The sequence below is a fragment of the Palleronia sp. genome, from assembly GCF_042089775.1.
Lineage (GTDB): Bacteria > Pseudomonadota > Alphaproteobacteria > Rhodobacterales > Rhodobacteraceae > Palleronia.
Genome location: NZ_JBELKF010000156.1, coordinates 1 through 4,888 on the forward strand (window position 1 = coordinate 1; position 4,888 = coordinate 4,888).

Here is a 4,888-nt window from a genome sequence, read left to right on the forward strand (position 1 = left end):
CCAGACGGGCTTCGACGATGGTGCCGGTCAGCTTCGCAGCATCGAGGTCCGCAACCTGGGCCGAGGTCAGCTGACCCGACATGTCCGACGCAGCGACGGCAGCAGTCCAGCCCGCGCCAGTGTTGCGGTAGAGCTTGTTGTCGGTGGTCAGCAGGACCGTGCGGCCCTGCGTGTGCGGGGCGCCCGGCAGCGTCGAAACGATCTCGATGGCCTTCAGGCCGGAGGTCAGCTTCGTGGCGTCGATGGCCGCAGCGGCGATCTGGGCGGCGACCACCTGCCCCGTCATCTTGGAGGCTGCGATGTTGGCGATCTGGGCGTCGGTCAGCTGACCGCTGATCTTCGCGGCTTCGAGGGACGCGATCTGGCTCGCGGAGAGCTGGCCCGTGACCTTCGATGCGGCGAGGCCCGCGATACGCGCCTCGTTGATCGTGCCTGTGAGCTTCGAGGCATCGAGCGAAGCCAGTCGGGCTTCGTTGATCGTGCCGGTGAGCTTGGCCGCGTCGATGGCCGCGATCTGCGCGTCCGTGAGCTGACCCGCGAGCTTGGCTGCGGAGACGGCGGCAATCTGCGCGTCCGTCAGCTGCCCGGTCATGTCCGTCGCAGCAACGGCGGCGGTCCAACCCGAGCCAGTGTTGCGGTAGAGCTTGTTGTCCGTCGTCAGCAGAACCGAGCGGCCCTGCGGGTGGGGGGCTCCCGGCAGGGTGCCGACGATCTCGATCGCCTTCAGACCAGCGGTCAGCTTGGCGGCGGTGATCTGAGCATCCGCCAGCTGGGCGGCGACCAGCTGGCCAGTCAGCTTACTGGCTTCGATGCTGGCGATCTGGGCGCTGGTGAGTTGACCACTGACCTTCGCAGCTTCGATGCTGGCGATCTGGGCCGCGGAGAGTTGGCCGGTGATTTTCGAGGCTTCGAGGGCCGCGATCTGAGCAGCAGCCACTTGGCCCGAAATGTCGGCGGCATCAACAGCAGCGGTCCAGCCGGAGCCCGTGTTGCGGTAGAGCTTGCCGTCCGTGGTCAGAGCGACCAAGCGGCCTTGAACATGAGGTGTGCCCGGCAGCGTCGAGCGGACCTCGACCGGCTCCACACCAGCGGCGAAGCTGGTGCGGTCGATCATGCCCTGCAGCTGCTGCTGGTTCACGCCGGGGGCGGCCAGCGTCTTGCCAGAGGCAGAGGAAGACCATGCGGACTTGTTGCCGGCGTGGTCGACCGAGCGAACCCAGAACCACCGGTTCTCTTCATCACCGAGGCCCGTCACAACGTAGGCCGAGACCCCCGTCACGAAAGTGGGCGTGGTGCCAGTGGTTGGTGCCGGGGTGGCTGCCGTATGGACGTAGACCTCGTACTCTTTGAGGTCCGCGTCGGCGACCTTCCCCCACTCAAGGGCGAGCAGCTTCAAGCCGGGGTTGGCCTTCAGACCGGTCGGCACCGCCGGAGGGGTGCTGTCCTTGATCGCCTTGTGCAGCACCTCGGCGCTGTACGCACCCAGCTGGCCCATCACGTTTTCGGCGCAGACCGAGACATAGACGTTGGTGTTGACGGTCCAGTCGAACTCGAAGTGGGTGACGCCAGCGGGGGTGATCGTCGCCGCGCCGGTCGCTGGGCGGACCTTCACCTTGTAGCCGACAACGCCGACCTCAGGGCTTACGTTCCAGTCCACCTTCACGCGCGAGCGGTGCTGGTCGATCACCACGGAGGTGACGATGAGACCAGTCGGGGCGTTGGGCACCACCGTCGCCGGGTTCACGATCGGCGCGGCCTCGATGTAGTCGGTCTTGGCGCTTTCGTTGCCCGCGTAGTCGATGGCGCTGATCTTGTAGCGCGTGAAGATGTCCGCCGCCTCGGGGGTCAGCGTGATGATGTTGCCCCGGTGCTCAGAGAGGAACACCAGCACCGTGCTGGTGGCCGTCGAGGCATAGACCCGGAAGCCCCGGAAGTCGTTGGCAGGGCTGCGGTCGCCGCGCAGGACGACGGCATCGAAGTTCGCCTTGCCACGCCAGTTCGTCGGCACCGGCGGGGCGAGGGTGTCTACCTGCACGACCGAGGAGGCCTTGGCCCATTTCGTCAGGATCGTGGCATCCGCCACGGCGCGGACACGCAGTTCGTAGGTTTCTCCAGCTACCGGGTTCGGCAGCTCGAAGCTCGGGTCTTCAACGGAGGCGTTCTGCCACTTGGTGGCGGTGCTCGTCTTCCACTGGACCTGGTACTCGGAGATCGTCTCTTCGGTGTAGGCGTCCCAGCTCGCGACCAGCATGGGCGTGAAGACGCCATCAGGGCGCACGGTGCCTGCGTTCGAGAGCGTGAGGTTGCCGATGGTATCAAGGTCTTCGCTGGCGCGAAGCATCTTGTGCTCGAAGGTGGTCGCCCGGCCGAGGATGCCGTTCTTGCCAATCGGCTCAACGGTGAAGACGTAGTTCGCCGGGGCGATGTCCCGCCACTCGTGCCGCAGGCTGGCGACCTCTGCCAGTTGGGTCATCGGCCCACCGTTGGCGGATGCCGAGAGCCGGTACTTGGTCACAAAGGTCGAGGGGCTCGGATCCCACGAGAAGTTCATCGTGCGGATGACCCGCTTGCCCTGCTTTTGGCTCTTAACCGTCACGCGGGGGTTGGTCACCGGCTCGGGGATCTGGCTCGTCTTGAGATCGTAGAAGCCGTTGTACTCGATCTCGTCGATCCGTCCATCGACATAGGGCCACTTCGCGCGGTTGATCTCGATCGCCGAAATCTTGACCTTCTCGCTGTCGGCGTCGTTCTCGATGTCGAGGACACGGAACGGCTTCGGTGCGATCGTGGTGCCGGTTTGGTGAACCGTGAAGACGCTGCCAGCGAGCACGTCGCCCGGCAGACTGGACGTCAAGTTCAGCGTGGTGCGGTTGCCGCTCTGGCCGCTGGCGATGTTGAGCGTGACGACCGTGTACTCGTCACTCACCGTGTCGATGACGGTAAAGCTGACACGGTAGCTGATGCCGGGTTCGAGGTAGATCGGATCGCGCAGCTGGATCGTGTTGGCGTCGACGATGGACTGGACGCGACCGTGCAGACCGAAATCGTAGTCCTGATCGGCGACCAGGATCACGTCGTAGGGCTGCAAGAATGCGCCCATTCTGTTCGTCGTGAAACCAACCGTCGTCTTCTCGGTGAGGCCCGTAACCAGCCGGTAGCGGCCCCGGCGGATCGCTTCCTCAACGGAGGTGCAGCCCACCGCCACCATCGAGGTCGCGTTGCGTCCGTAGGTGTCGATGTTGTCCTGATCGAAGACCCGGCGGCGGTCCTCCTGCCAGTTCAGGGCGGGGTTGATGAAGGTGACGGTGATGTCGTTGTGCCGGCTGGCCAGCGGGGTTTGGGCGTAAGTGAAGACGCCACCCTCGACGTTCTCGGGCGAGAACACGGCCACAGCTGCCGAGTCCTGATCGAGACGGATCACACCGGTCCCGTTGCCGTCGTCGAAGAAGCGCCCGCCGAACAGGCCAAACACGTAGTTGATCGCTTCACGACCATCGCGGGGCGTGTCGATGACACCGTTGAAGGTGAACCGCGGGGATCCATCAGCGGCCTTGGTATCGCACCACTGGCCAGCCTCGTAGATGTCGAACTTGTTGACGGTGACCGGGTAGTAGGCGCTCAGGCCGTAGCGGTTGTTTTCGATCAGGTCCAAGCCGATGAAGGCCGGGTTGTTCGTGTAATCGACCTTCCACGTCCCGTCCCAGAGACCTTCGTACTTGCGGGTTTTCGGGTCGTAGTTCGAGGGCACCTTCACGGTGCGACCCTCGAAGACGCCCGAGAACTCGGGGATCGAGCTGAACTGCTCGGAAGCGCGGGCGGTGAGCTGGATTGTCGCCACGCCGGGGAACTTCATCGGCTCGACAGACAGCTCTTGGAAGCTCTCCCACGAGACGTCGAAGAACAGCTCATCGGTGTTGGCGGGCGAGGTGCGTGTCACGCGGACCTCGTAGGTGTGCGGGCCGTTCTCGACCGGGATGCGCAGTTCCTTGACGAAGGCGCTGGTCGTCTTACCGAAGATTGAGATTTCACCGGCGTCGACGGTGATTTTGCCGCCAGTGCCGTTGGACCCTACCCCGCCCGGTTCGAAGCTCGAGCCGCCCTTCACCCAAGCATCACCGTTCCAGATCTTGTGGAGGTTGCTGTCGGTGTGGATCCAGCCCTCGCCGACCACGCGGTTGGCCGGCGGTTCGGTGGAGTAGGTTACGCGCCGCCCGTTGAAGGTCCAGACCTTGCCAGTTCGGGTCGCGCCCTCGACCGGCGTCCAAGCCTCGCCGCTCCACTGGTAGGGCTTGTAGTTCTCGTCAGCCTTGAACCAGGTGCCCATTTTGGCATTGGCCGCAGCCAGTGCGTTGTTGGCGACGGTGCTGACATAGTCCCAGACCGCCGCGGCGATCTGCGCAGGGTTGTTGCCGTAGTTGCGGTAGACCGCACCCCCGGTGACTGCCTCCTGTTCGGGAAAGGGCTCGGCCTCGGGCGTCCGCACCGGGGTCCAAGCGGACACGCCCGACTTCCGATACTCGATCTTGACCTTGCCGGTGTGCTCAAAAGAGCCGTCGTCATTATCTTTCGACAAGCGGCTGACCACCAGACGGATGTCGATGTAGTCGATTTCCGTCTGGTATCCGGCGCGCACGACCGGGGTTTGCGGAGCAAGCTCGACGCCCACGTTGGTGCTGGTGCCGAAGCCCCCCATTCGAGGGGTAATCTTCTCACCCAGCACTCCACCCTCACGGGCGATCAGCTCGAAGCCGTCGAAGTTGTTCTTGCCAACGGGGTCGAGGAGCGGGGTATCGCCGACGTAAAAGCTCTTGGGACCGTCTGCCAGACCCTTGATGGGGCCTTCAGAGACCGCGAGGATCGCCTCGACGACGTCGGTCGAGAAGAGGTT

Annotated in this window: 1 protein-coding gene; it reads right to left on the reverse strand. The window is 64.3% G+C overall.

Features of this window, described 5'->3' with window-relative positions; all coding sequences use genetic code 11:
- Window positions 1–4,888 (reverse strand): phage tail protein (locus ACFDS3_RS19010; protein ID WP_375263914.1); only part of this gene is annotated, 4,888 nt, incomplete at both ends.